The following is a 24,455-nucleotide window of genomic DNA, read 5'->3' as shown; positions in this document are numbered from 1 at the left end:
AAGAAGGCAGGTTTATGTATGACAGGAGACGTCATGAGTGACCGTCACGACTATCTGGCTCTGGACTGGGTTCGCGGGGAAATCCAGGAAACCCTGAACCAGGCGCAGCAGGCACTGGAAGCGTTCGTGGAAAACCCGGACGACGCCACCCGCATGCGTTTTTGCCAGGCACACCTGCACCAGGTGTACGGCACCTTGCAGATGGTCGAATTCTACGGCGCAGCCCTGCTCGCCGAAGAAATGGAAAAGCTGGCCCAGGCCCTGCTGGAAGGGCGTGTTGGCAATGTGAGTGACGGTCAGGAAACCCTGATGCGGGCGCTGCTTCAGCTGCCGCCATATCTTGACCGGGTGGCCAGCAACCGTCGCGACCTGCCGGTTGTGCTGCTGCCGCTGCTCAATGACCTGCGCGCCGCCCGCGGCGAATCCCTGCTTTCCGAAACGTCCCTGTTCAAACCGGATCTCACCGACGCCACCGGCCCCGGCCAGATTCCTGCAGCCTTGCTGAATGACCCGCGTTTTGCCGGGCTGGCGAAGAAAATTCGCCAGATGTTCCAGATCGCCCTGCTGGGCGTGCTGCGCAACGACCGCATGGGTGAGAACCTGGGCTATATGGCCAAGGTGTTCACCAAACTGGAACAGGTCACTGGCGATGCCCCACGGGCACCGTTATGGAACATCAGTAACGCACTGGTGGAAGGCCTTGCCGAAGACGCCATCGTCCTCGGCACCTCGGTGAAGATGATGCTTGGGCAGGTCGATCGCGCCCTGCGTGAACTGACTACCAGCGGCGCCGCCAGCCTCAATGAGCCGGCCCCCACCGATCTGCTCAAGAACCTGCTCTACTATGTGGCCAAGGCGGAAGTGGAAAGCCCGCGCATCAGGGATGTGAAAGCCCGTTTCCGACTGGAAGACGCGCTGCCATCCGATGATCTGGTCACCGCCGAACGGGCACGCATGACCGGGCCCGATGCCGAAGCCATGAACTCCGTCGTGCTGGCTCTTTCCGAAGAGATCACCACCGTCAAGGATGCCCTGGAAAGCTTCGTACACAATGGCGAAAACGATGCCAAACAGTTGCAAGCGCAGACTGTCACTCTGAAACAGGTGGCAGACACCGTCGCTGTGCTTGGCCTCGGCCAGCCACGCAAACTGGTGGAAGAACAACTTGGCGTGATGGAAGACATTGTTGGCGGCAAACGTCCCGCTGACCGTGATGTGCTGATGGATATCGCCGGCGCCCTGCTCTACGTGGAAGCCACCCTGGCAGGGCTCACAGGCAACGAACGCCATGGCGGCGGCGCAAATAACGAACCATCTTCCATGCCTGGCCACGTGGGCCAGGCCATGGATGCGGTACTGCGCGAATGCCGTGCCGGCCTGGAAGAAGCCAAGGACGGGATCGTCGAATTCATTGCCTCGCAATGGAGCACCGAGCATCTGATGCCGGTGCCAGAGCGTCTCAATGCCGTGCGCGGCGGCCTGGAAGTCATCCAGCTCAACCGTCCTGCCGTGATCCTGCGCCAATGCGTACGCTACATTGAAGAGCAGTTGCTGGAAGCCAATCGTCCCAAGCCGGACTGGCGCAGCATGGACACCCTCGCCGACGCCATCACCTCGGTGGAATACTATCTGGAACGTCTTAGCGATGATCCGGAAACCAGCGATGACATCCTCCAGCTGGCCCGCTCCAGCGTAGAAGCCCTTGGTTACCCACTGGATCAGGAAAGCGATTTTGACAGCGGTGTTGCGGTCGAGCGCATCGAGCTGGATGCCGACGTGGCCAGCCATGACAGCAAGTCCGCCTCAGGCTCGGACGACGCCTCTGCAGCGGGCCTTGAGCCGCAATATCGTCCTGAGGAGATCACCCCCGACCAGGCAGAAACCGATGACATCGACATTACGGCCATCGAACTGCCCGCCAACAAAGACAGTACCGCTGAAGACATCACCGATTCGACCCCGGCAGAGCCGGTAGTCGAAACGGCTTCCGCCGAAGACGACGATGATGATCTGATCGACGACGAGATCATCGACATCTTTCAGGAAGAAGCCGGCGAAGTGCTGGACGCCCTGGATGAGTATTTCCCCCGCTGGGCCGCCAATACCAGCGATGAGGAATCCCTGGTGGAATTCCGCCGCGCCTTCCACACCCTGAAAGGCTCCGGACGCATGGTCGGTGCTACCACCGTGGGCGAGCTGGCCTGGTCGGTGGAAAACATGATGAACCGGGTGATCGACAAGACCATCACCCCCACCGCGATTCTGATTGAACTGGTACAGACCGTCCGTAATCACATCCAGCCGCTTGTGGATGCCTTCTGCACCCGCCAGCCGGATCCGTTTGATCCGCAGCCACTGGCCGATGCCGCCGACACCCTTGCCGCCGGCGGCCAGATTGATGCAATCCCCAGTGTGACCGGCCAAGCCGCTGATCCCGTCGATGCGAATGCTGAGCCCGGCGGCGACAGCGAGAATCCGGGCCAGATCGAGAACATCGAATTCTCCGCTGAGCTTCAACCCGTCAGCGAAGAAAATGATGACCAGAATGATGCGGGCGTTGAAAGTATTGAGAGCGACGACACCCTGATTCTGGATGACCTCCCGGAAAATGGCGAAACAGGCAGCACTGCCGCTGCGAACAGGGACGACGCCGAAGACGAAATCACCCTGGAAGCCCTAGACAGCGAAAGCTTCCAACAGCACGACGAGATCAGCTACGAATTACCGGAAGACAGCCAGACCGGCGAAGACAACGGTGAGGACGACACCCTCGAGATTACCGCCCTGGCTGCGGACGGCATCGATGATGCTGCCGCTGAAGCCGCCATGGATGTGGTGGAATTTGATGGCGAAGACGATCTTGCTGATATTCCTGACCTGTCCAGCGAAGCGGATAACGGCGACAGCCCTGACCCGGTGCTGCGCGAGATCTTTGCCAGCGAAGCCCGCCGCAATCTGAGCCTGGTGAGCACCTGGCTGGAAAGCCTCGACAGCGACCTGTCCGAACACGATGTGGATGACGAAGTACATCGCGCCCTGCATACGCTCAAAGGCAGCGCGCGCATGGCCGAAATCGAAGCCGTGGCAGAAGTGGCTGAGCCAGCGGAAAAACTGATCCGAGATCTGATCAGCAACAACCGTCGCGCCACCACTGAACAGGCCGACCTGGTGCGTCAGGCCTGCCAGTTGATTGACGACAATCTGGGCAGCCTGGACCAGGCTCACCTGCCCGGCGCCGAGCCACTGGTGCTGGCGCTGCAACAACAGCGTGATGCGCTCAGCGACAGTGACACCACGGCCCCCAACACCGATCCGCACATCCTGTCTGTGTTCCTGTCTGAAGGCATGGACCTGATTGTGGACGCAGAACAGCTGCTGGCTCAGTGGGCTCAGCACCCGCAGCAGACCGAAGAACTGGTCAGCCTGCGTGACGAACTGCAGCTGCTCGGCAACAGTGCCGCCACCGCCGGTCTCAGCGAGATTCATCAGCTGGCAGACGCCCTGGCGAACACCTACAGCGCTGTGGAAAGTCGTCATCTGGCCTACAGCGATGTGCTGTTCGCGCTGGTCAGCGAGGGCCAGGACGCGCTCATGAACATGATGGACTGTCTCGCCGCTGGCCAGACTGTACGTCCCGAGATCGGGCTGGTGGATTCCCTGCGCGAATTGACCGAAAACGGTCCGGACAATGACGGCCCCGACGGCGGCATTCCGCTACCCCAGGAAGATGCCGAAACGGGATCCGACAGCACCGGCGAGCAACCCGACGCCACTGACAACGGCGATTACCAGGCGCATCTCGATCCGGAACTGGTCTCCCTGTTTCTGGAAGAAGCGGAAGAAATTCTGGAAACCGCCAGCAACGCTTTGGACCAGTGGGAACAGGGTGATCACAGTAACGTGGACAGCCTGCAGCGGGACCTGCACACCCTGAAAGGCGGCGCGCGCATGGCCGGTGTGGCCCCGGTCGGTGACCTGGCCCACGAGCTGGAAAACCTTTACGAGGGTTACAACGCCGGGCAGCTGGACGCCAATAGCGACCTGTTCGGCCTGCTGCACCGCTGTCACGACAGCCTGGCGGACATGATCGACGCGCTGCGCGCGGATCGTTCACCGCAAGCGGCTCCGGAACTGGTCAGCGCTATCCAGGCTTACCTCAAGGGCGAACCGGTGGCTGCCGCCGCGGTGACGCCATCAGTCCAGGAACCGGCCCCCGAGCCCGTTGCGGTTGAGGACGCGCCCGCTGCCGAGGCTCCCCCTCAACCGGAGCGAGACCCTGAGCTGGTCGAGATTTTTCTGGAAGAGGCCGATGAGATTCTCGAGTCCGCCGGCAACAGTCTGGAGCTGTGGATTGGCCAGCAGGATAACCTGATTGAACTGCAGTCCCTGCAGCGTGATCTGCACACTCTCAAGGGTGGTGCACGCATGGCCGAGGTCCCCGAACTGGGTGATCTGGGCCATGAACTGGAAACCCTTTACGAAGGCCTGGCCCAGAGTCAACTGGCCGTGGAGCCGAGCCTGTTCGACCTGCTGCACCGCTGCCATGATCGCCTCGCCGAAATGGTTGATGCCCTGCGTGCCGGACGCCCACTGCCCGGTGGCGAGCAGCTGATCGAGTGCATCCATGGTTACGTGGCAGACCCAGCCGGCTTTACCCTGCCCGCCATGGCTGCCGCCGCGCCGGTCGAGGCCCCCGCGCCTACCCCTGAAGTGGAAGCCCCTGTCCAGAAGGCACCAGCAGGCACCAGCGATCCGGCCGACGAAAACTGGCAGCCGGATACGGATCCCGAGATTCTGGAAATCTTCCTGGAAGAATCCGAAGAACTGTCGGAAATCATCGACGGCAACCTGAGCTCATGGAAAGACAATCCGGAAAGCCGGGATTTCGTCGACGATATCAAGCGCGCCCTGCACACCCTCAAGGGCGGTGCACGTCTGGCGGGCCTGAAACAGTTGGGCGACATCAGCCACGATTTTGAGACCTACCTGCTGGATCTGGACAAGCGCACCGGCGCCCCCAGCCAGGAAGATTTTCAGCCCATGCTCGACTGGCATGACCAGATCACCAAGGGCATGGAAACCGTGGCCCGCGGTGCCCGGGCCAACCGGAACACGCAGCCGGCACCGGCTGCCGAATCCGAAGCGGTCAGCGGCGAGCTGATGCCTGCTGCCAGCCAGCCCGAAACCCAGCAACCGAAGAAAGATGACCGCCGTCAGCGCCAGAATCAGGCCCAGCCCCAGGAAATGGTGCGGGTAGGTGCAGACGTGCTGGAAGCGCTGGTTAACCTGGCCGGGGAGACATCCATCAACCGTGGCCGGGTTGAACAGGGACTGACGGAATTCACCTTCAACGTAGAGGAAATGGGCAACACCATTCAGCGTCTCTACGAACAGCTGCGCCGCCTGGATTCTGAAACCGAAGCGCAGATCATGTCCAACTACCAGCAGGGCGTGGACCGCGGTGAATTCGACGAGGACTTCGATCCGCTGGAAATGGATCAGTACTCCGAGCTGCACCAGATCACCAAGCAGCTGTCGGAATCCGCCTCTGACTTGCTGGATTTGAAGAACACCCTGCTGGACCGCACCAAGGACACCGAGACCCTGCTGCTGCAGCAGTCGCGCATCAACACCGAGCTGCAGGAAAAGCTCATGCGCACGCGCATGGTGCCCTTCAGCCGCCTGGTGCCACGCCTGCGCCGTATCGTCCGGCAGATCTCCGGCGAAGTGGGCAAGCGGGTCGATTTCGATGTGCTCAACCCGGAAGGCGAACTGGACCGCTCCCTGATGGAGCGCGTGGTCGCGCCGCTGGAGCATATGCTGCGTAACGCCGTGGATCACGGTATCGAAACCCGCGAAGGCCGCCAGTCCGCTGGCAAGGACAGCACCGGGCGCATCAATCTTGAACTGGGTCGGGAAGGCGGTGAAGTGGTCATCGTCCTGTCCGATGACGGCAAGGGCATCGACACTGACGCGGTACGCAAAAAAGCCATCGAGCGCGGCCTGATTGCCGAGGATGCCCAGCTCTCCGAGCAGGAAATCCAGCAGTTCATCTTCCACGCCGGCTTCTCTACCGCCGCCGCCGTCACGCAGATTTCCGGTCGCGGTGTGGGCATGGATGTGGTCGCCAGCGAGATCAAGCAGATGGGTGGCTCGGTCACCATCGATTCCCATAAAGGGCAGGGCACCCGCTTTATTATCCGCCTGCCGTTCACCCTGGCCATGAACCGCGCCTTGATGGTGAAGGCTGGCGAAGACAGCTATGCCATCCCGCTGAACCAGATCGAAGGTATCGTGCGAATCAGCCCCTTCGAACTGCAGCACTATTTCCAGGAAGACGAGCCGGTCTACACCTATGTGGGGCAGGACTACGAACTGCAATACCTGGGCAACTTTGTCCACGGTACCCGCGCCCCGAATCTGGAACACCAGAGCACCCCCATGCCAGTACTGCTGATCCGCAGCACCGAGCATACCGTGGCCATTGTGGTGGACGATCTGGTGGGCTCCCGCGAAGTGGTAGTGAAATCTGTTGGCCCACAGCTGGCCAGTGTGGCCGGTATCAGTGGCGCCACCATCCTCGGTGACGGCTCGGTGGTGATTATTCTCGATATCCACTCCCTGATCCGTGCCGCTCACGTACAGATTCCGACCCTGCCACTGGCAGCAGACGAAGCGCCTGTAAGACCTGAGGCCATTGAGGAAGAAAGCAGCAAGCGTGATACGCCGGTGGTGATGGTCACCGATGACTCGGTGACCGTGCGCAAGGTCACCACGCGTCTGCTGGAACGGAACGGCTACGAAGTGGTCACCGCCAAGGACGGCATGGATGCCATCGCCAAGCTGGAAGATTTCCGTCCCGATGTAATGCTGCTGGATATCGAAATGCCTCGCATGGATGGCTTTGAAGTGGCCACCCACGTGCGTCATGACAGCCGACTGAAGGATGTGCCGATCATCATGATCACCTCCCGTACCGGCGAGAAGCACCGCGACCGCGCCTTCGACATTGGCGTGAACTGCTACATGGGCAAGCCCTTCCAGGAGAACGAACTGTTGTCCACCATCCGCGAACTGCTGGGCGAGCTGCAGGAAACCACTGAGGGATGACCAACGCGGCCCGCGTCGGGGTAATTGCCGACAGCACATTGCAGGGGCACCTGCTCTCCAGCGCGGTCAAGGGCCAGGGTTATCAAGTGGTGGTGAACACCGAACCCGACAATCTGGAAGCACGCTGGTTTGATGCAGACGCTCTCGATCTATGGGTGGTGGATCTGTCCAGTGAAGATCGTTGGCAGGATTTTCTCGACACCCTGCTGGAAGAAGCCAGCGCCCCGATTCTGTTTTGCGATGGTCAGGCTCCGTCCCGCACCGATGCCCAGTATCCCCGCTGGGAACGACGCCTGGTGACCAAGCTGGTGGATTTCATCGGCAAACCGCAAATCCAGGAACGGCTGGATGTGATCCCCGAACGGGTAGCCAAGACGCGCATTCCCGAGCCGCGGGAGTTTCAGGCTATTCCCCCGGCCAAACGACCGCAACGGGTATGGGTGTTGGGTGCCAGTCTGGGTGGCCCGGCGGCGGTGAAGGAATTTCTCGACTGCCTGCCTGCCAAGTTGCCAGTGGCCTTCGTCCTCGCCCAGCATATTGATGGCAGTTTTCTGGAGCCCCTGTGCGGGGTGCTCAGCCGCGATAACCACATCACCTGCAAGGTTGCCGTGGACGGCGAAACCCTGCATCACGGAGAACTCGCGATTGCGCCGGTGGAATATGCCATCAGCTTTCGTCATGACGGGCGCATCCAGTCCACCGGCCAACCCTGGGAAGGCCCCTATGCGCCTTCCATTGACCAGGTCATCCAGCATGTCAGTGAAGACTTTGGGCAGCAGGCTGGCGGCGCTATCCTGTTTTCCGGCATGGGCAATGACGGCGCCATTGCGGCCCCCAAACTGGCCGCCACCGGGCGGCCAGTGTGGGCGCAGAGTAGCGAGACCTGCGCCTGCAGCAGCCAGCCGGATTCGGTCCGCGAAACCGGCTGCGTCAGTTTTAGCGGTTCCCCGGAACAACTTGCACAGCAACTGGTGGAACAGGTAAGAAGAGAATTAAAGAACGCCGAAAGCCCGACCGCCTGATGCGCAACCTTGCGTCAGGCACCCGGCATCAGGCGTCCAGCGCCATTTGAGGTTTGTTATGAGCAGTTTGCCAACGGAAATTTCCAGCCTGCTGATCCCCATGCAGGGACGGCCCTGGCTGGTACCCAACATCGTGGTGGCGGAAGTGATTCCCCTGCGCCAACCGGACCGTCCCGGTCATGGCCCGGAATGGCTGCTGGGCTGGCTCAGCTGGCGTGACCAGAGTATTCCTCTGGTCTCCTTCGAGCGGCTGAATGAATCCGGGCAGATCACCATTGGTCAGGACGCCCGTATCGCGGTGCTCAATACCGTGGCCGGCAAGCGCCCCTTCTATGCGGTGATCGTGCAGGGTATTCCCCGCCTGATCAAGGTTGGCAAGGATGATCCTGTGGAAGAACCTGTGGAGACCGGCGCGGCGGAATCCATGTACATCCAGGTCGCGGGGGATCTTGCCGTGATTCCGGATCTGGACGCCATTGAAGGCGCGGTATCCGGCCTGCAAACATGATCGACCGGGATCGCCTTGCCGCACTGGCGGCAGCACAACCGGCCAACCCGGATGTCTTTCGTAACCTGTACGAGACGCCACATCATGGCCTGCGAGAGTTTCTGCGATGGCAGTGGGACTCTCGGGGACAGTTTCCCCGCCACCTGCCTTTTCCGCAGCAAACACCGGATGCCGTACAACTTGAAGCCCCCGGTGCAGCTCCCCAGCTGACCTGGATTGGTCATTCCACCTTCCTGTTTCAGTACAAGGGCTGGAACCTGCTCACCGACCCGGTATTTTCTGACCGCTGCTCACCGTTTACCTTTGCCGGCCCGAAACGGGCGGTGCCGCCCGCATTGACCATTGATCAATTGCCACCGATCAATGCTGTGCTGGTATCACACAACCACTACGACCATCTGGACAAGGCCTCGGTAAAGCAACTACAGGCCCGCTTCGGCAAGGACATTCTCTGGTTCGCCCCCCTTGGTGTGGCCAGCTGGCTGCGCAAGCTGGGCGTGGAACGCATCATCGAACTGGGGTGGTGGCAGAGCGAGTTCCACGGCCAGGTAGAAGCCTTCTGTCTGCCCGCACAGCACTTCAGTGGCCGTGGGCCCGGTGACCATAACCGCAGCCAGTGGTGCAGCTGGCGTCTGGAGTTTCCCGACTTCTCCCTGTATTTTGCGGGCGATACCGGCTATGCCCCCCTTTTCGGGGAGATCGGTGAGATATTCGGTCCGGTGGATCTGGCGCTGCTGCCCATCGGTGCCTACGAACCGCGCTGGTTCATGTCCCCGGTCCACATTAACCCGGCAGAAGCCGTGCGCATCCACATGGATATCCAGGCCCGGCAGTCCGTCGCCATGCACTGGGGTACCTTTGTCCTCACGGATGAGCCCATGGATGCGCCCCCCAAGGCGCTGGCCATGGCCATGGAAAGCCATTCGATTCACCCGGATCAGTTTCGTGTTCCCCAACACGGCGAAACCCTGATCCTTGAGCAGGACTGAAAACGAGCATCATGACGACACAATCCCAGGGCCGCCGTATGTGGCTGTTGGTTCGCCTTCTGGCCTGGCTTCCCCTACCGCTGGTTACCGCCTTTGGCGCCTGCGTGGCCACCCTGATTACCTTTGTGCCACTGCGCTATGCCAGTGCGTACCGGGTGGTGCTGATCAACCTGCTGGCCACTCACCCTGACATGCCCCTGGCCGAGGCCAGGCGCATCGGCCGCAAAAGCATGGCTGAACTGGGCCGAACCCTCACCGAGTTCAGCCACGTGTGGCATCGTCCTGCGGCAGAAACGCTCAAACGTGTCACCCATATTCACGGCGAACAGGCGTTTCTGGAAGCCACCGCCAGTGAACGCCCAGTGCTGTTACTGTCACTTCATCAGGGTAGCTGGGAAATCAGCAACCTCTATCTGGGCGACAAGACCGACGCCGGAAAGACCCTGATCATGTACCAGCCGCACCCGGCAACGCTGATGGACGCCATGGTGAAAGCGGCTCGAGAGCGTACCGGGTCGGTGCTGATCCCCACCAACAGCCAGGGTGTTAAACAGGCTCTGGCTGCCATGAAAAATGGTGGCACCCTGGGCATACTTTCAGACCATAACCCCGGCAACCGCAGCAATCCCTGTGTACCGTTCTTCGGCTACGACGTGCCCACCCCGGCACTGATCGACAAACTGGTGCAGCGCTATCGCCCCCACGTATTCATCGTCTCCTGCCACCGGGGAGAAGGCGGGGTAAAAGATATCCATGTGCATTTCGAGCCCTCTCCCGCCATTGAACAGGCCAGCGATTGCACCGAAATCCTCACTGAAATGAATGCCGGTCTGCAGCGCTGCATCGATCGCAACCTGTCGCAGTACCAGTGGACCTACAAACGCTTCAAGTGGAGTCCGTACGGCCGGCGCAACTGGTACCGTCAGTCACAGCGTTTGCTGAAGGAAATTGCCGCAGGGGCAGACCGCAAGGCGCTTGGACTGCATCCTGATACTGACAGGAATCAAGGCAGCAACACTTAATCTTGCCTTAACCTGCATCAAGGATGATGCTGTCAACGGATAAGGATAACTTTCATGAACCCAACTGAACGCTGGCATCCGCTCCACAAGGGCCTCCACTGGTTGACCCTGGCCCTCATCATTACGGCCTGGGCCGCGATTGAGCTGCACGAACAATTTGCCAAGGGCAATCCGTGGCGGCAATGGTGGGAACTGCTGCATTTCACCGTCGGCTTCACTCTGCTGCTGACCATCGTCCTGCGTCTCTATGGACGGGCCCGCTATCCGCGCCCCGCACTGATCGCATCCCCCTGGCAGGCACTGGCCTCCAAAGTCGTGCATGTTCTACTCTACCTGGTGCTGCTGGCCATGCCGCTGGCCGGTATGGGAATGCGCCAGCTGGCAGGTAAGGAAACTGAACTGTTCTGGCTGTTCTCCGTACCCCAATTCACCGAGGTGAACATGGACCTGGCCAAACAGGTGGCCTGGATCCACAAGGATTTCCTGTGGACCTCGCTGCTGGTGCTGGTGGCGATCCATGTGGCCGGCGCCCTGTGGCACCACCTTATCGACAAGGATGCCACCCTGCGCAGAATGCTGCCCGGACGACGCTAGACCTGAAGCCCCGCAAGAACAACGCCCCATATCAACAAGGCAAGCGAGTGGCGAGGTACGAGTTTCGAAAGGCAAACCCACGCACGGTTTCGCCTTTAGTAACTCGATCAGGATAACGCGCACCCGGAAACGCCTGTCACACCAAACAATTGCTCCCGCCGGGCGTCAGCGGCACAATGCATCGCCATTGTTAATCGCCATCAGGCCCCGCATCCGGAGACCCTCATGACTATCGAAAAAGGCAAGGTCGTCACCCTGCATTACCAGCTGTTTAACGCAGAAGACGGCAGCGAAATTGAAAACTCCCAGAGCACCGGCGAGCCCATGGCCTACCTGCATGGTTACAACAACATCATTGCCGGCCTGGAAACAGCGCTGGAAGGCAAAGACGTGGGCGAGCAGGTGGATGTGACCATTGAGCCCAAGGATGCCTACGGCGAATACGACAACACCCTGTTCCAGCGGATTTCCCGCAAGTACCTCAAACACGCAGGCAAACTGGCCCCCGGCAAGGTGGTCACCGTGAGCACCGATGAAGGGCCGCGCATGCTCACAGTACTGAAAGTGGGCCTGAAAACCGTAGACGTGGATGCCAACCACCCGCTGGCCGGCAAGGCACTACGCTTCGTGGTCGAGATCACCGATCTGCGCGATGCCAGCGAAGAAGAAATCGCCCACAAGCATGCGCATGGGGTCGGCGGGCATTCGCACTGATTTAGGGAGCCTCAAGCTTCAAGCTACAACGCGGGGCAAGGCCGGTTTGAACCCAAAGGCATTCTCCGCGGAGTCGCTGTAGGAACCGGAGTGCAACGGAGGTAACAGCCGAAGGCGGGCCCGAAGGGTGAGCGCAGCGAATAACTTCCTGCAAGCGATCCGAGCCATGGCAAGGTAAGGATCCCAGAGAAGCCAGGTACGAGTTTCGAGTTGCGAAAGGCAAAACCGGGCGCACTGTTTACGCTTTTCGCAACTCGAAACTTGTGACTCGCGACTCCCCCCGAAGCGCGGCCGAAAACATCGCCCGATCCAACACACTTTCCCGCGTTGTAGCTTGAAGCCTGTAGCTTGCTTCATCCCATTTTCAGCCTTTTCCTACCTACTCCTCCGGGTTTCTATGCTATTGTGCTAACCCAAAAGCATGAGAAGAGGGCGCAGGAATGCCGGAATACAGTTACTGGATTATCGCGGGGCTGGTGCTGGTGATTGGAGAGTTTGTGGTCTCCGGACTGGTGGTGATCTTTTTCGGTATCGCCGCCCTGATCGTTGGCAGCCTGAAGTTTCTCGGCTTGCTGGATGACACCACCTGGGAACTGACCCTGTTTGCCGTCATCAGCCTGATGTCGCTGATCTTTGTGCGCCGTTTTCTCAATGACAAGCTGATGGGCCAGGAACGGGAAAGCGAGGGCAACGAAGACAGCGCCGGCCTGATCGGCCAGCGCGCCACCGTGGCCGAACCGTTCAACAATGGCACCGGTACCGTCAACTATCGTGGCGCACGCTGGCAGGCCCAGAGCAGCCAGCCCCTGGACGCCGGGCAGATGGTGCGTATTACCCAACATGACGGTCTCTGGCTCACCGTAGAGCCCTGGACCAACACCCCCTCCTGATCACTCGACAACAAGGAAGCATTACCCATGGCAGGATTAATTATTTCCGGACTGTTAGCACTGGGCGCCGTCGTGCTGCTGTTCATGGTCATCCGCATCGTGCCCCAACGGCAGGTGTATGTGGTGGAACGTCTCGGTAAATACCAGACCTCGCTGGAAGCCGGCATGCATTTCCTGATGCCCTTTATCGATCGCGTTGCCTACAAGCATTCCCTGAAGGAAATTGTTCGTGATGTACCGCGTCAGAGCTGTATCACCAAGGACAATATCGAGGTGTCCATCGACGGTGTGATGTACCTGCAGGTGGTCGATCCGAAAGCCGCCAGCTACGGCGTGGATGATTACGTCATGGCGGCCCAGCAGCTGGCCCAGACCACCCTGCGTTCGGTGATCGGTAAAATCGATCTGGACAAGACCTTCGAGGAACGCGGCGAGATCAACATGGAAGTGGTGGAAGCCGTGGACGAAGCGGCCCAACCCTGGGGCGTGAAGGTGCTGCGTTACGAAGTGGCCGACATCAACCTGCCTGTATCCATCAAGGATGCCATGGAGAAACAGGTCCGTGCCGAACGTGAGCGCCGCGCCGTGGTCGCCGAATCCGAAGGTGAGCGTCAGGCCGCCATCAACCGTTCCGAGGGTGACCGCCAGGCGGCCATCAACCGTTCGGAAGGTGAGAAGCAGGAGATGATCAATATCTCCGAAGGTGAAAAGATGAAGCAGATCAACGAAGCGGAAGGTCGCGCCCAGCAAATTGAGCTGGTTGCTCTCGCCACCGCCAAGGGTCTGAACATGGTGGCCCGCGCTGTGCGCGAAGACGGTGGCGAACAGGCCGTCAGCCTGCGCATCGCTGAACAGTACGTTGCCGCCTTCGAGAAAGTCGCCAAGGAATCCACCACCATGCTGCTGCCGAACGGCCTCAGCGATATCGGTGGCGCCGTGGCCGGCCTGCAAAAAGTCCTCAAGACCGTGGACAAGACCCCCGCCTGAGGAGCGACAACGAGCTCCCTAGGTAGAAGTTTCGAGTTGCGAAAATCAACCATCAGGCCCATCGGGTTGTGGTCTTCGTAACTCGAAATCTTCCCTTTCACACCTGTAGGAGCACCTCTTGAGGTGCGAATCCGAGCCTTGGCGAGGAAATTCGTCACGGGCGACAACAACCCTTTCCTGAATATCGCTATCCACACATCCGGTGAGCTCTGATAGGCCATGACCGCCCTTCGGTCGATTCCGTACTTCGCACGGTTCGCACCTCTAGAGGTGCTCCTACAGCAGCTTCGTTGCTACGCCACTCGATCTTGTCCCCGGCGCTTGCAATCCACCCCCCGCATCCCGATATCCTGTAGTCCACCCGTCCCATCAACCAGGAGCGCCCATGTCCCGCCATTTCGAAAAAGCCCAAGGCCTGTTCGAACATCCTGACGAGGTCACCCAGGAATACCTGTTCAACCAGACCATGCTGCGCATCAAGGAGCCCAAACGCAGTCTCGATTTCTATACCCGGGTGCTGGGCATGCGTCTGGTGCGCAAGATTGATTTCCCCGAGATGCAATTCAGCCTCTACTTTCTCGGCTACCTGAACGAAGAAGAAGCTGGACAGGTGCCCGCCGATGACGCCAAACGCCTGACCTTCACGTTTGGCCGCGAAGCCATGCTGGAGCTGACCCATAACTGGGGCACGGAAGACGACGCGGACTTTGCCTACCACGACGGTAACGCCCAGCCCCAGGGCTTTGGCCACATCGGCATCACCGTGCCGGACGTGTACGCCGCTGCCGAACGTTTTGAAAAACTGGATGTGGAATTTGTGAAACGACCGGACGACGGCAAGATGAAAGGGCTGGCTTTTATCAAGGACCCGGACGGTTACTGGATCGAAATTCTTCAGGCCGACATGCTCGAAAAGCAGCAAAAGAACGGCTGATCCGTGACAGTTTTCTGACAGAAAAAAGATTTTTTGCCACTCTGACGACTTGTCCCTAAGGTGAAATTCTGGCTTTCATCCGCAAGACTCAACGAGAGGACAATCCGTGGCCACCACCTCCTTACTGACCGCTGCGCAACGCAAGGGCTGCCAGGCCCGTATTAACCAGCCGACACCCAATGGCCCCCGTGCCAGGGCACTGTTGGCCCTGGACAGGGGCCTCACACAACAACAGGCTGCAGAGGAAGCCGGACTTTCCCTGGGGCAGGTCCGCTACACGTTGCGACGTTTCCGTAGTGTGGCGCTGGATCTGTTCTCTGCGACCCCTTCCAGCCCTGCCAAGCCGGCCGCCCAAACCGTCGCTCCTGCCGCCCGGGAAACCGAGCAAAACAAGAAACCCGATAGCAGTAAAAAAACCGGCAAGAACAGCCAGAAGAAGGGCAAACAGAATGCCAAAAAAAGTGGCAAAAAGAGCGGCAAAAAAGCCCGCGGCCTGACACCCATCAAACCCGGGAAAAAGAAAAAACCGGACGACAAGCCAGACAAGAAAGACGGCAAGAAAGCGTCAGGAAAAAAAGCCGGCGGCAAGAAAAAAGGGAAGAAAAACAGCAAAGACAGCAAGAAGAAAAAGAAATGATGTAACGCTGCACGCCACACGCAAGAATTCAAAACAGCGTCAGACCCCGTGCTACACTGCTGGATTGACCACCAGCCACACTGGGGAATGTCTTGCTGACACGTTTACCACCCTGGGTAGAAGTCGGAGCCTTCCTGCTCGCCTTTCTGGCGGGCAGCGTCAATGCCGTGGGCTTGCTGGGCTTCAGTCACCAGTCCGTCTCTCACCTCACGGGCAGCTCTTCGTTGCTGGGACTGGCACTGGCAGACCTGGACCTGCGCAACGCTCTGCACCTGTTACTGACCTTGCTCAGTTTTCTGGCGGGAGCGGCCCTCAGTGGCCTGCTGATCACCAGCACCGCCCTGAAACTCGGGCGACATTACGGTTTCTCGTTGCTGATCGAAGCGACGCTACTGACCTTTGCCATGGTGTCGCTTCAGCAGGGCAGTGATTTCGGCATATATCTCGCATCCATGGCCTGCGGTCTGCAGAACGCCATGGTAACCACCTACAGTGGCTCTATTATCCGTACCACCCATTTGTCCGGCATCTTTACCGACCTCGGCATCATGCTCGGTAACTGGCTACGGGGCATCCCCCTCGACAGCCGGCGCCTGCTGCTTTTCCTGTTACTGATCAGTGGTTTTATCTGCGGGGGGATTGTTGGCACGGTGCTGTTTCGTTGGCTCCACTTTGTAGCGCTGACACTGCCGGCCACGCTGGCCGGACTACTGGCAGTGGTGTACTGGGGTTACAGTCGCAGCCATGGCTGACCGCCTCAGCAACAGGGCAGGGTAAAGCCGCTGGCCAGTCACATGCTTGATCAGCTGACCACCCTCCGCGCCGCCTGGATGCCCAGATTTTCGTTGGTAAAGTTTGAAATCAGCCAGCTAGTCCTCTGCCCGCACCCAGTCATACTCCATCTGGCCAGCAGTGACCTCGGCCAGGTCCGCGCTGTGTAACTTTTCAACCAGATGCAGGCTCATGTCGATACCGGCAGAAATGCCCGCCGAGGTAATGCGGTTTCCGTCTTCTACCCAGCGAATATTTTCCTGCACTCTCAGGTCCGGAAATCGTTGGTGCAGCTCCGGCATATCTTCCCAGTGAGTGGTTACCTTTTCCTTGCTGAGCAGGCCGGCCTCAGCCAGCAGAAAGACGCCGGTACACACTGACGTCACCCAGCGGGCAGACTCACCGGCACGCCGAATGGCAGACAGCAAGCGGGTATTGTTCATGGCCCAGGTATGCACGCCACCACTCACCAAAAGCACATCCAGCGGTGGATGGTTGTCCAGCGTGAAATGGCTTTGCACCGTGAATCCACCCCGCGCTTTCACCATCTGCCGTTCGCTGATCAGACACACTGACCAGGGTTTCTTGTCGCACAAGCGGGCCGCGGTGGAGAACACTTCAAAGGGGCCGGCGAAATCCAGTACTTCTGCTTCGTCATAAATCACGATGCCAATGGTGCGCATGAAAACTCCACTACTTCGGCGGTAATGTCATGGCAAAGGCCAGACAGCGAGATAACCATAACTGCAGCGCCGCATCATCATCCAGAACGGCAGCGTCCACCATGATCATGCCCTTCATGGGTCGGCCGGTAAAATCCATTTCTGCCGCTCCCGGCTCCCTGAGCAAACCGGTATAGGCCGACGCCCCTACCCGGGCAATCAAATCGTCACCCAGAATCCCGGCCACCATATTGCCAGCCAACAGGAAGCACAGGCCGCCAAACATCTTTTTTTCGTCCAGCAACGTGCCGGCCTGGTGATTGAGACTTTCACGAACCCTTTCTGCCAGACCGGGATCAAATGCCATTGTTCAGAACACGGCCCGCAGGGCATTGATGGTCAGGCCGATCAGCGCCAGGGACGACAGGAAGAACAGCACAAAACGCACTTCGATCTTGTTCACCAGGGCTTGCAGCAACGAATGCACAACGCGAATCCCCACATAGGTCCAGGCCAGGGTCAGATTAATGCCATCCCCCAGCCCCAACAGGGCCAGAGCCAGCACGATGGCATAAAATGCCGTGGGTTGTTCCATCAGATGATTGTAGTTATCGGCTTTCCAGCGTACCCGGGCGGGCAGGGTGCTCATCTGCTGGCCACTGGGCGCCTGCGGGTCGGGTTTCATGTTGGCCGCTTTCATGGCCGGCAGGCGGGTCACATACATCCATAGCCACATCACCATGGACCAGGCGACAAGCACAACGAGGGGGGTAAGAATCGGACTGGATATAGGCATGCGGGCGCTCCCGAAATGATTGGTCTCCCGGTTATACCATTCCCGCGCAGGTCAAACAGGCCAGAAATACTTTCATCTCAACCCTGGTGCACAACCCCGGTCAACCAGCCTCAGGCCATTGCCAACGGGGTGTATCCAGAATCCCCTGACCCACAACACGGGTTTCACCCAACTCCTTGGTGAGCTCGGTATGCTGGCAATCCGGATGTACCCCCAACGCCTCCACCAGAGCATTGGCATGGCTCACCACCCATAGCTGGCTGTGCTCGCAGGCTTTCTCGATCAACCGTGCCAGGGCAGGCAACAGGTCAGGATGCAAGCTGTTCTCGGGTTCGTTCAGGACCATCATGGATGGCGGACGTGGCGTCAGTAGCGCAGCGATAAGCAGCAGATAGCGCAGGGTACCGTCGGACAGTTCCGCCGCCGACAACGGTCGCAACAAACCGTGCTGGTGGAATTCCAGCTTGAGACGGCCGTCTGGCAACGGGGCAATTTCCAGACGGGCGCCGGGGAAGGCATCTTCAATGGCGGCATCCAGCGCCCGGCTGTCACCGATCTCGCGGATGGTCTGCAGCGCAGCGGCCAGATCATGGCCATCATGATTCAATACCGGGGTGCGGGTGCCGATCTGTACCTGGCGAGCCGGGGCATCGCGGTCGGTGCGGAAATGATCGTAGAAGCGCCAGCCGCGAATCCTCTCTCGCAGGGTGAGCACTTCCGGCGCACTGTTGGCATCGGCCACCTGACTGAACAGGCTGTCAAAGCTGTTGAGGTGGGCGGCGATCAGTTTCCAGCCACTTTCACTGCGTACTTTGACCATGGGCCCGCGACGATCCACCAACACCGAGGCCGGCCGATAGGTGCCGCCGGCCCAGATAATCTCCCGCTTGATCTCGGGATCCAGATTGAAGGCCGTGGTGCTATCCGGCTTGGGCAACCCCAACTCGATCAGGTAACCGAAATCGTCACCGGTAAAGCCCAGCTTCAAACGGCGGTTGTGCTGCCGCGGCCCTCCCTGCACCGGCACCAGACCACGACGCATGGCCGTGGTCAGCGTTTCCGGCCCGGCCCAAAACGTGGACTCCAGCCCGCCCTCACTGGCCAGCGCGGCAATTACATCATCCCTGGCCGTGGCCGCCAGCAACCGCAGGGAACGATAGAGGTTTGACTTGCCACTGCCGTTGGCCCCGGTAATCACATTCAACGGCCCCAGCGGCAACGCCAGGTCCAGCGCCGAGCGATAATTGCTGATAGCCAGAGTGTTAAGCATGTCCGTCCCTTGTTTGAAAGCCGCTACAAGCTGCAAGCCTCAAGCTACAAGCAAAACCCTGAAACCGTGAACGCGGGCATTGAGGTTATGTTCAAGAAGGCCCGATCCGCGCCTTGCAGCTTGGGGCTTGTAGCTGATTTATCGGTCAGTAATACGGCATCCGTGCCCGCATTCAAGGGACCGGGGGCGAACGGTGTTTCTCGCGGACGGGTGACCGTTGCAGAGTACGGGTTCAGTGGTACGACGACAGGTATTGCTGCACGAGAAACTGCCACTGCGCCGCGTGTCCATCCAGCCAGTGCCGGGCAGGCGCCGTTTGCTGCAGCAGCAGAAAAGCACCTAGCGCGACGGCGCTAACAACCACGGAGCACCAGAAAAGCGTCGAGAATGGCTGCTTGCGGGTCTTGTGGTGGAATAGCGGTCGTGCGATCAGGGCACCGGGCCAACCGCCCATCAGTGCCAGCAGGTGCAGGTTTTTTTCAGGGATACGTGATTGCTCGCGGACGGCAGCGCGCTTGTCCCATCCATAACAAAGCAGGGTGACAAGACTGAGTGAAACCAGCCCCACCAGCAGGAACGACCAAAACGTGTAGCTGCGAGTCAGCCAGTAAACAACAGCAAACCAGATCAGGGCGATGCCCAGAGCAAGCGGTAATGGTCTCATCAGCCCAGCCATGCCCACAGGGCTGCCAGCAGCGCGACCGGGGCGGTTTCGGCGCGCAGCACCCGCTCGCCCAGGGCAAAAGAGACAAAGCCGGCACCCCGGGCCGCGGCCAGCTCCTCGTCGGAGAAGCCGCCTTCCGGGCCAGTAAGCAATGCCAGGGCCTGCCCCCGGTCTAATACCGCGGGATCGAAGGGCTGTTCGCCAGGGTGGGCAATCAGTTTGTGGCCGGGCAGGTCGCGGGTCAGCCAGTTTTTCAGATGCTCCACGCCGGTGACCGTGGGGGGAATATTCAGCCCACACTGTTCACAGGCGCTGATGGCAATCTGTTGCCATTGGGCCAGTTTCTTTTCCGCGCGCTCGCCCTTGAGGCGGACTTCGCAACGTTCGGTGTCCAGCACCACAATGTGTGCCGCGCCCATTTCCGTGGCCTTCTGGATGGCGTAATCCATGCGGTCGCCCTTGATCATGGGCAAGGCCACGGTAACGCTGAGGGGAGGGGTACGATTGTCGGCATTGAACCCCAGCAACGCCACGGATACAGCTTTCTTGCTGACGCTTTCAATACGCGCCTGCCATTCCCCGCCACGCCCGTTGAACACCTCGATGTCATCCCCTTCTGCCATGCGCAGCACCTTGCCAATGTGATGGCTGGCCGCCGTGCCCAGCTCAACAACCTGGCCAGTCTGAAAATCCTGATCATCATAAAAACGGCGTGACATGGAGGCTCCAACGTTCAGGGTGTCGCGGGAAAAGCAAAAGGCTACCATAGGCGCGCTGTCGCCAAACCCTCTTGCTGTGAGAAACGTCCATGGGTGAGATTATCCGCTCCTCCTTCCACGCCCCGCTGTGGCTGCGCAATCCCCACCTGCAAACCTTGTGGGGGCCGCTGGGACGACAGTTACCGGAGGTGGAACGGCAACAGGAACGGCTGGATCTACCCGACGGAGACTACCTGTTGCTGGATTGGGCCGGCCCCGCTGCCAAGCCCGGCCAGCTCACCGTGATCCTGCTCCACGGTCTGTCCGGCTGCAGCGACTCTCACTATATTCGGGGTTTCCAGAAAACCTTTGCGGATGCCGGGATTCGTTCCGTCGCCATCAACAGCCGTGGCGCCAAACAGCCCAACGATACCGCGCTGTGTTATCACGCCGGCGAAACCGACGACGTGGACGCAGTCATCGAGCACGTGTTTCATCAGGACCCCAGCGGAAATCGTCTGGCCATCGGTGTCTCCCTGGGGGGTAGCCGCTTGCTGAACTGGTTGGCGCACCGCGATAACGGGCGCCTCACCGGGGTCGCCACTGTCTGCTCGCCGTTACGGCTGGATATCTGCGCCAACCGCCTTGATCGGGGTGTATCGCGAATGTACCGCCAGCACCTGATCAAGGCCCTGCTGGACAATTTCGACGCCAAGAAAAAACACCTGGACCAGATCAATCCCCCGGAAGCGAAACGGCTTTACCGGCTGAACATGTCCGGCATTCGATCCTTCTGGCGGTATGACGACCAGATCATCGCGCCGCTTTACGGATTCCGCGGCGCCAGCCATTACTACGCCGAATGCTCCGCCGGATCCCGTCTGCTGCAAATACGCACCCCCACACTGATCCTCCAGAACCTTGATGATCCCTTCATGACCCCGGCCACCCTGCCGCGCAGGGAAGAACTGGGCCCGGCAGTGACCCTGGAAGTAAGCAAGCATGGCGGTCATGTGGGTTTCGTGGGCGGAGCAGAGAATCGTTACTGGCTGGAACAGCGGCTGCTGGCGTTTGTGCAGGGGTACGGGTTTCAGTAGGAGCAAGCTACAAGCCTCAAGCTACAACGCGGCCAACACTGTCATTTTCTGAAATGCCGTGCCCGCGAACCACAAAACCCTGTGCGCGGGCACGACGTTGAGGGCCTCCACAGCCTGTATCGCGTTGTAGCTTGAGGCTTGCAACTATTCCCTTTCAGCCGGCTTTCTCTTCCTCTTCCGTCGGCATTCCCAGCAGCAAGCCGGTGGTGTTATCGGCCCCCCGGTAACGGGCACGCATTTCTTCCAGGTGCTCGCGGGCCTCACCGGTGAGGAAGGGCTCCTCCAGGCAGATCATCTGATAGATGCCATGACGCATCAGCTTCTCGTCCAGCGCTTCATCGCCGGCGGCATCCGGGCGCAGGCCGTGCACCAGTGACGCCCAGGACGACATGATCACCCAGGTATTCACCATCAGCCCCTGAAGCTGCTCGTCATCCACCGCAATGATGCCGCTGTTTCGCAGCTCGCCAAAAATCAAAGCACCACGTTCGGTGACTGCCTGCACAAACGTGCGATACCGCCGGGCCAGTTCCTCATCGGCATGGAGCAGGTGCGAAAGGTCGCGGTGGAAAAAACGGAACTGCCACATGGAGGCCAGCAGGCTTTCAAAATAGTACACCTTGACCCGCCAGGTCATGGGCGCCTGGGGCGCTTCCAGCGAAGCCAGTAGTTGCCCCTGGTAGCGATCAAACAGTGCCGAGACGATCATCCCCTTGTTACGGAAATGATAGTAGAGATTGCCGGGACTGATACCCAGCGCTTCGGCAATGTGATTGGTGGTCACATTGCGCTCCCCCTGCTGGTTGAACAGGGCCAGGCTGGTATCCAGGATTTTCTGCTTGGTGCTGGTCATTTTGGGACAACTGTTGTGTTTTTGATACCGTGAGTTGACTCCTAGAGTAATTACTCTAAAAATCCCTATCAAGGCTAAAATTTGAGCGGACCGGTTTATGTCCGCCAGCCTATCTTACACAACAAACAAACTCGGGAGGCGAAGACCATGGTCGCCGAAGTGAAAGAGCTACATCAGAGCAGCACCGACATCGAACGCATGCAGCGCGTTTTCGCAGCGCAAAAAGCCGCATTCCGCCAGCACCCCTTTCCCACCGCGGAGCAGCGCATTGAGCTGATCAACCGGCTGCGCCCGATCCTTGCCGAACGCGCCGATGACTGGGTGGAAGCGATCAATGCCGACTTTACCAACCGGGCCGCGGACGAAACCCGCCTGGCAGAAATCCTGATTACCCTGGAAGGTCTCAAGTACACCACCAAGAAACTGCGCAAGTGGATGAAGCCCAGCAAGCGCAGCGTCAGCGCCCTGAGCTGGCCCGGCAAGACCTGGGTGGAATACCAGCCGCTGGGCGTGGTGGGTGTCATCGTGCCCTGGAACTATCCGATCCAGCTGGCGGTAGTACCGATCATTACTGCCCTGGCCGCCGGTAACCGGGTGATGGTGAAGATGAGCGAAGCCACCCCCCGCGCTGGCGCCCTGCTGGAAAAGCTGATTGGCGAAAGTTTCCCGGAAGACCAGGTCGCCGTCTTCAACGGCGAGGTGGAAGTGGGCCAGGCTTTTTCCCAGTTGCCGTTTGATCACCTGCTGTTCACCGGTTCCACCGCCGTGGGCCGCCACATCATGCGTGCGGCCTCCGAGAATCTGACCCCGGTAACCCTGGAGCTGGGCGGCAAGAGCCCCTGCATCATCGGCCAAGACTTCCCCATGAAGGATGCCTGTGAGCGCATCGCCTTTGGCAAGTGCCTGAACTCCGGCCAGACCTGCGTGGCCCCGGACTACATCCTCTGCCCGGAAAACCGGGTACAGGAATTCGTGGAGGCCTGGAAGGCCCAGGTCCACCAGTCCTACCCGACCATGCTCGATAACCCGGACTTCACCGCCATCGTCAACGGCCGCCAGCACCAGCGTCTGCGCAGCTACCTGCAGGATGCCCGTGAAAAAGGCGCCGAGGTCATCGAGATCAACCCGGCCAACGAAGACTTCAGCAACAGCCAGAAGATTCCCCATACCCTGGTGCTGAATGTCACCGACGACATGCAGATCGCCAAGGATGAAATCTTCGGCCCGCTGATGATCGTGGTGCCCTACAAGACCCTGGACGACGCCATCGCCTACGTGAACGAACGTCCCCGTCCGCTGGCCTTGTACTACTTCGACTGGAACAACACCAACTGCGATCAGGTCCTCAAGCAAACCCACTCCGGCGGTGTTTGCCTGAATGACACCATCTCCCACGTGGGCGTGGACGACATCCCGTTCGGTGGTGTTGGCGACTCCGGCATGGGTGCCTACCACGGCCCGGAAGGCTTCAAGACCTTCTCCAAGGCCAAGGGCATCTACAAGAAGGGCAAGTTCAACGCCACCCGCTTTATCCTGCCGCCCTATGGGCGTGGCATGCACAAGCTGATCGAAAAACACCTCATCAAGTAACCCTATTCCCCCTGCCATCGTCCGTTTATCAACACGGGCTTGTGGCGGGGGGATACCTGTTTAATGCTTGCAGCAGGTGATCAAACAAGAACAGAAAAACAAAGGAACTCACATGGACCAGGGAATCAACCGCCGCGGCTTTCTCAAGCTGGGCGCCGCCGGCAGTGCGCTGCTGGCCACTGGATCCGGACTGACGCTACTGTCCGGCTGTTCCAGCAACGATGGCCCCGCTGAGGGCTACCGCTATTTCCGTCAACAGGATGTAGATTTACTCACCCCGCTGGTCGGCGCCGTCATGGGGCCCGCACTGGCAGCCGCTGGCGCCACCGCGGCAGATGGCATGAAGGCCTACGACGACCTGCTTGAAGGCGCCATGCCCGGCACCCGCGCCACCCTTTTCCAGATTCTTGACCTGATGCAACTCGGCGCTGCCCGCTGGTTCCTGACCGGCACTTGGGCACACTTTGCGGATCAGAGTGACGAGGAGCTACAGCAGACCCTCGCGGACTGGTCCGCCAAGGAAAACGGCATCGCCCGTATGGCGTTCAAGGGCCTTACCCAGCCCATGCACATGGCCTGGTATGTGAAGCCCGAAGCGGCCAGCACCACCGGCTATCCCGGCCCGCCGAAACGCGTCATCGCCTGAG

22 protein-coding genes are annotated in these 24,455 nt (G+C 59.7%); 15 read left to right on the top strand and 7 right to left on the bottom strand.

The window, feature by feature from the left end; all coding sequences use genetic code 11:
• The first annotated feature begins 33 nt into the window (after positions 1 to 33).
• The 12 genes from GQF00_RS09625 (at position 34) to GQF00_RS09570 (ending at position 16,159) form a co-directional block, all read left to right on the top strand.
• Positions 34 to 7,110 (top strand): Hpt domain-containing protein, encoded by a 7,077-nt coding sequence (locus GQF00_RS09625; RefSeq protein ID WP_161318932.1) that lies wholly within the window; start codon positions 34 to 36, stop codon positions 7,108 to 7,110.
• Positions 7,107 to 8,132: a chemotaxis protein CheB gene (locus tag GQF00_RS09620; RefSeq protein WP_161318931.1), complete on the top strand. Its 1,026-nt coding sequence runs from the start codon at positions 7,107 to 7,109 to the stop codon at positions 8,130 to 8,132. The genes GQF00_RS09625 and GQF00_RS09620 overlap by 4 nt, the downstream gene beginning before the upstream one ends.
• A 58-nt stretch (positions 8,133 to 8,190) precedes the next feature.
• Positions 8,191 to 8,640 carry a chemotaxis protein CheW gene (locus GQF00_RS09615; RefSeq protein WP_161318930.1) on the top strand — a complete coding sequence of 150 codons (450 nt, stop codon included), beginning with the start codon at positions 8,191 to 8,193 and terminating at the stop codon, positions 8,638 to 8,640.
• The gene (locus GQF00_RS09610) at positions 8,637 to 9,629 is read left to right on the top strand and encodes an MBL fold metallo-hydrolase (RefSeq protein WP_161318929.1); all 993 of its coding nucleotides are present in this window, start codon (positions 8,637 to 8,639) and stop codon (positions 9,627 to 9,629) included. The genes GQF00_RS09615 and GQF00_RS09610 overlap by 4 nt, the downstream gene beginning before the upstream one ends.
• Positions 9,630 to 9,640: 11 nt before the next feature.
• On the top strand, positions 9,641 to 10,651 hold the full coding sequence (locus GQF00_RS09605; RefSeq protein WP_161318928.1) for a lysophospholipid acyltransferase family protein: 1,011 nt from the start codon (positions 9,641 to 9,643) through the stop codon (positions 10,649 to 10,651).
• Between the two features lie 54 nt (positions 10,652 to 10,705).
• Entirely contained in the window at positions 10,706 to 11,245 is a 540-nt protein-coding gene (locus GQF00_RS09600) for a cytochrome b (protein ID WP_161318927.1), read from the top strand.
• Positions 11,246 to 11,470: 225 nt separating this feature from the next.
• A complete protein-coding gene (locus tag GQF00_RS09595; protein ID WP_161318926.1) occupies positions 11,471 to 11,959 on the top strand; it encodes a peptidylprolyl isomerase in 489 nt (162 codons plus the stop codon).
• A 440-nt stretch (positions 11,960 to 12,399) separates the two neighbouring features.
• On the top strand, positions 12,400 to 12,849 hold the full coding sequence (locus GQF00_RS09590) for an NfeD family protein (protein ID WP_161318925.1): 450 nt from the start codon (positions 12,400 to 12,402) through the stop codon (positions 12,847 to 12,849).
• Positions 12,850 to 12,876: 27 nt separating this feature from the next.
• A complete protein-coding gene (locus GQF00_RS09585; RefSeq protein WP_161318924.1) occupies positions 12,877 to 13,836 on the top strand; it encodes an SPFH domain-containing protein in 960 nt (319 codons plus the stop codon).
• Positions 13,837 to 14,221: 385 nt separating this feature from the next.
• Entirely contained in the window at positions 14,222 to 14,770 is a 549-nt protein-coding gene (gene gloA / locus GQF00_RS09580) for a lactoylglutathione lyase (protein ID WP_161318923.1), read from the top strand.
• 106 nt (positions 14,771 to 14,876) lie between these two features.
• A complete protein-coding gene (locus GQF00_RS09575; protein ID WP_161318922.1) occupies positions 14,877 to 15,407 on the top strand; it encodes a helix-turn-helix domain-containing protein in 531 nt (176 codons plus the stop codon).
• A 92-nt stretch (positions 15,408 to 15,499) separates the two neighbouring features.
• Positions 15,500 to 16,159 (top strand): YoaK family protein, encoded by a 660-nt coding sequence (locus GQF00_RS09570; RefSeq protein WP_161318921.1) that lies wholly within the window; start codon positions 15,500 to 15,502, stop codon positions 16,157 to 16,159.
• Positions 16,160 to 16,276: 117 nt separating this feature from the next.
• On the opposite strand, the gene GQF00_RS09565 is transcribed toward GQF00_RS09570, so the two are convergent.
• The 6 genes from GQF00_RS09565 to GQF00_RS09540 form a co-directional block, all read right to left on the bottom strand.
• The gene (locus GQF00_RS09565; protein WP_161318920.1) at positions 16,277 to 16,861 is read right to left on the bottom strand and encodes a DJ-1/PfpI family protein; all 585 of its coding nucleotides are present in this window, start codon (positions 16,859 to 16,861) and stop codon (positions 16,277 to 16,279) included.
• Between the two features lie 10 nt (positions 16,862 to 16,871).
• The gene (locus GQF00_RS09560; protein ID WP_161318919.1) at positions 16,872 to 17,207 is read right to left on the bottom strand and encodes a TfoX/Sxy family protein; all 336 of its coding nucleotides are present in this window, start codon (positions 17,205 to 17,207) and stop codon (positions 16,872 to 16,874) included.
• Positions 17,208 to 17,210: 3 nt separating this feature from the next.
• The gene (locus GQF00_RS09555) at positions 17,211 to 17,636 is read right to left on the bottom strand and encodes an MAPEG family protein (protein ID WP_161318918.1); all 426 of its coding nucleotides are present in this window, start codon (positions 17,634 to 17,636) and stop codon (positions 17,211 to 17,213) included.
• A gap of 100 nt (positions 17,637 to 17,736) precedes the next feature.
• Positions 17,737 to 18,906, bottom strand: coding sequence for an AAA family ATPase (locus GQF00_RS09550; protein WP_161318917.1), 1,170 nt, complete (start codon positions 18,904 to 18,906; stop codon positions 17,737 to 17,739).
• Positions 18,907 to 19,138: 232 nt separating this feature from the next.
• Entirely contained in the window at positions 19,139 to 19,570 is a 432-nt protein-coding gene (locus GQF00_RS09545; RefSeq protein WP_202560440.1) for a DUF1294 domain-containing protein, read from the bottom strand.
• Positions 19,570 to 20,289: a 16S rRNA (uracil(1498)-N(3))-methyltransferase gene (locus tag GQF00_RS09540; RefSeq protein ID WP_161318915.1), complete on the bottom strand. Its 720-nt coding sequence runs from the start codon at positions 20,287 to 20,289 to the stop codon at positions 19,570 to 19,572. Before GQF00_RS09540 ends, GQF00_RS09545 begins: the two co-directional genes overlap by 1 nt.
• 89 nt (positions 20,290 to 20,378) lie before the next feature.
• Between GQF00_RS09540 and GQF00_RS09535 the strand changes: the two genes are divergently transcribed.
• Positions 20,379 to 21,365, top strand: a complete 987-nt coding sequence (locus tag GQF00_RS09535) for a YheT family hydrolase (RefSeq protein WP_161318914.1) — start codon at positions 20,379 to 20,381, stop codon at positions 21,363 to 21,365.
• Between the two features lie 154 nt (positions 21,366 to 21,519).
• Here GQF00_RS09535 and GQF00_RS09530 read toward each other — a convergent pair whose 3' ends face one another.
• Positions 21,520 to 22,218 (bottom strand): TetR/AcrR family transcriptional regulator, encoded by a 699-nt coding sequence (locus GQF00_RS09530; protein ID WP_161318913.1) that lies wholly within the window; start codon positions 22,216 to 22,218, stop codon positions 21,520 to 21,522.
• 147 nt (positions 22,219 to 22,365) lie between these two features.
• Between GQF00_RS09530 and GQF00_RS09525 the strand changes: the two genes are divergently transcribed.
• Positions 22,366 to 23,808 (top strand): coniferyl aldehyde dehydrogenase, encoded by a 1,443-nt coding sequence (locus GQF00_RS09525; protein ID WP_161318912.1) that lies wholly within the window; start codon positions 22,366 to 22,368, stop codon positions 23,806 to 23,808.
• A gap of 112 nt (positions 23,809 to 23,920) precedes the next feature.
• A complete protein-coding gene (locus tag GQF00_RS09520; RefSeq protein WP_161318911.1) occupies positions 23,921 to 24,454 on the top strand; it encodes a twin-arginine translocation signal domain-containing protein in 534 nt (177 codons plus the stop codon).
• Position 24,455: the final 1 nt, after the last annotated feature.

This window comes from Alcanivorax sp. DP30, assembly GCF_009882945.1.
GTDB lineage: Bacteria > Pseudomonadota > Gammaproteobacteria > Pseudomonadales > Alcanivoracaceae > Alcanivorax.
This window is presented reverse-complemented; position numbering and strand designations above follow the sequence as displayed.

Excerpts from the sequence above, each read along its gene's own strand:
- GQF00_RS09625 (WP_161318932.1), top strand. The coding sequence starts at position 34 with ATGAGTGACCGTCACGACTATCTGGCTCTGGACTGGGTTCGCGGGGAA.
- GQF00_RS09620 (WP_161318931.1), top strand. The coding sequence starts at position 7,107 with ATGACCAACGCGGCCCGCGTCGGGGTAATTGCCGACAGCACATTGCAG.
- GQF00_RS09615 (WP_161318930.1), top strand. The coding sequence starts at position 8,191 with ATGAGCAGTTTGCCAACGGAAATTTCCAGCCTGCTGATCCCCATGCAG.
- GQF00_RS09610 (WP_161318929.1), top strand. The coding sequence starts at position 8,637 with ATGATCGACCGGGATCGCCTTGCCGCACTGGCGGCAGCACAACCGGCC.
- GQF00_RS09605 (WP_161318928.1), top strand. The coding sequence starts at position 9,641 with ATGACGACACAATCCCAGGGCCGCCGTATGTGGCTGTTGGTTCGCCTT.
- GQF00_RS09600 (WP_161318927.1), top strand. The coding sequence starts at position 10,706 with ATGAACCCAACTGAACGCTGGCATCCGCTCCACAAGGGCCTCCACTGG.
- GQF00_RS09595 (WP_161318926.1), top strand. The coding sequence starts at position 11,471 with ATGACTATCGAAAAAGGCAAGGTCGTCACCCTGCATTACCAGCTGTTT.
- GQF00_RS09590 (WP_161318925.1), top strand. The coding sequence starts at position 12,400 with ATGCCGGAATACAGTTACTGGATTATCGCGGGGCTGGTGCTGGTGATT.
- GQF00_RS09585 (WP_161318924.1), top strand. The coding sequence starts at position 12,877 with ATGGCAGGATTAATTATTTCCGGACTGTTAGCACTGGGCGCCGTCGTG.
- gloA (WP_161318923.1), top strand. The coding sequence starts at position 14,222 with ATGTCCCGCCATTTCGAAAAAGCCCAAGGCCTGTTCGAACATCCTGAC.
- GQF00_RS09565 (WP_161318920.1), bottom strand. The coding sequence starts at position 16,861 with ATGCGCACCATTGGCATCGTGATTTATGACGAAGCAGAAGTACTGGAT.
- GQF00_RS09560 (WP_161318919.1), bottom strand. The coding sequence starts at position 17,207 with ATGGCATTTGATCCCGGTCTGGCAGAAAGGGTTCGTGAAAGTCTCAAT.
- GQF00_RS09555 (WP_161318918.1), bottom strand. The coding sequence starts at position 17,636 with ATGCCTATATCCAGTCCGATTCTTACCCCCCTCGTTGTGCTTGTCGCC.
- GQF00_RS09550 (WP_161318917.1), bottom strand. The coding sequence starts at position 18,906 with ATGCTTAACACTCTGGCTATCAGCAATTATCGCTCGGCGCTGGACCTG.
- GQF00_RS09545 (WP_202560440.1), bottom strand. The coding sequence starts at position 19,570 with ATGAGACCATTACCGCTTGCTCTGGGCATCGCCCTGATCTGGTTTGCT.
- GQF00_RS09540 (WP_161318915.1), bottom strand. The coding sequence starts at position 20,289 with ATGTCACGCCGTTTTTATGATGATCAGGATTTTCAGACTGGCCAGGTT.
- GQF00_RS09535 (WP_161318914.1), top strand. The coding sequence starts at position 20,379 with ATGGGTGAGATTATCCGCTCCTCCTTCCACGCCCCGCTGTGGCTGCGC.
- GQF00_RS09530 (WP_161318913.1), bottom strand. The coding sequence starts at position 22,218 with ATGACCAGCACCAAGCAGAAAATCCTGGATACCAGCCTGGCCCTGTTC.
- GQF00_RS09525 (WP_161318912.1), top strand. The coding sequence starts at position 22,366 with ATGGTCGCCGAAGTGAAAGAGCTACATCAGAGCAGCACCGACATCGAA.
- GQF00_RS09520 (WP_161318911.1), top strand. The coding sequence starts at position 23,921 with ATGGACCAGGGAATCAACCGCCGCGGCTTTCTCAAGCTGGGCGCCGCC.